This is a genomic window from Bartonella sp. AP40SXNS, assembly GCF_042195825.1.
Lineage (GTDB): Bacteria > Pseudomonadota > Alphaproteobacteria > Rhizobiales > Rhizobiaceae > Bartonella.
The window spans coordinates 1-1,854 of record NZ_JBHIPB010000062.1; the positions used below are offsets into that span (position 1 = coordinate 1).

1 pseudogene is annotated in these 1,854 nt (G+C 40.8%); it reads right to left on the reverse strand.

The window, feature by feature from the left end:
- A pseudogene (locus ACFILZ_RS09665) lies at positions 1-1,587 on the reverse strand (hypothetical protein); the annotation flags it as partial.
- Positions 1,588-1,854: the final 267 nt, after the last annotated feature.

The following is a 1,854-nucleotide window of genomic DNA, read 5'->3' on the forward strand; positions in this document are numbered from 1 at the left end:
TGGTCCCGTCATGGCAGAACCAGCAACTCCTGCACCTCCACCAAAATATTTTGATGTATTCGCCATAGCCGTTTCCAAATTTTTCGCTGTGGACGAAAGACTCTCATTGATTTTGCTTAACTGTGAAAAATTAACTGCATCGTTCGCTCCAGTGCCATCAGACACTGATGTAATCTTTTTACCCCCAGCATCAATACCACCCCCAGACATGCTAGGACCGTCCTTAATCACAAAGCCATCATCACTCATCGTACTATTGCCTGTAATGACGCTTGTAAGTTTGAGAGTATCACTCAAAGTAAATTCAATTTTATGCTTACTTTCTGCAGTATTTTCTGCAATTTTTAAGTTATCTTTTCCTACTTCACTATTTTTCACTGAAAAATCTATTGTACTGCCTGGATTCACGTCTGTAGGATCGGTATCGTTAGCAGAGAGTTTCCAAACTCCTGATGCCAAATCTCGCAACGCTTTTAACTGTGCAACATTCACTGCATCAGTATCTTCACTACCCGCAGCCACACCGGTAATTTGTCGTGTTAGCTTACCATTACCCCCGCCACCTACATCTCCTACACTAAAAGCTCCTGTTGTGCTTTTCCATGCTATACCGGTTTTTGTTGTCTCTTTACCTGTTGTAGGATCATAACCAGCAACATTCTTGTTTCTATCAGAGATAGATCCTCCACCTACAGCAACACCATCATTAACAAGCGCCTTTGAATTTACACCAATGGCAACCGAATTTTCCGTTACAGCATACGCTTGCGTACCTATAGCAATCGCATTTTCAGCATACGCGATTACTTTTCCGATAGGATTATCTGCGTTTTTTTCAAAGTGCCTGCCCCCTATTGCAATAGCACCTGCCCCCAAAGCTTCAGCATCTGTACCTAAAGCAACACTATTTGTACCTAATGCAGTTGCAAGCCCTCCAATAGCAACTGAAGATTTCCCCGACGCCTCTGATCCCACGCCCATAGCAATACTTGCTATACCACCTGCAAGTGCGGAAACACCAAAGGCTTGCGCTCCTCCAGCCTTTGCTGTCGCACCTGAACCAAAAACGGTTGAATAATTACCCGTCGCTGCAGACCCACACCCTGTTGCAAAAGAATAAGCACCATAAGCCTCAGGCAATGCATTAATAAAACCACCAGTACTTCCCCCTATATAACCACCCAAAACTTTACCATTAGTGCTACCCGTGTATCCATCACCAGTCCAAATCACCTGTTCAGTGGTCGTACCATAAGGATGACGACCATTAAACGCTTGATCAGTAATAAATCTATTATATTGTTGCTCTGCGGTTATTCGTCGATTATCAGCAATTCCTTGTTGTTGTTTGCCGCCACGACCAACAACGTTGTCTGCACCACAGAAGTCATCATCACCAGAAAAAACAACACTCCCATGACTACCATGCGGATACATAACATTAACACTATTTGTGCTTCTAATTATCTCTCCTGTTATTGAGAGATTCGCCGCAAAAACAGGAGAAACACTCGATAAAAGTGTGGCCATTACCGTACTAAGAGAGATAACTTTAATTAAATTTGGTGTGGAATATTTTTTTTTCATAACAAACTCTCCAATGAAAAAAACTTAAAAACACCTTCAAAACATAAAAAAGACACATTTTAGCATTATTGATCTCTTTGGAACTTAGAGTAGAGAATCATTGCTTAGAGTGTGAACATTTTGAGTCTTTTGTTTTGTTTGTGCTCTCTGTGTTGGGACCTAAATGCTTGTCTTTTTGATTATGTTTTTTGACATAAATATAATACATTTAGAGTCTAAGGGTTTTAGTGTGTTGTTTTTTCCTAACTAAAAAGAGGCTTTGTATAT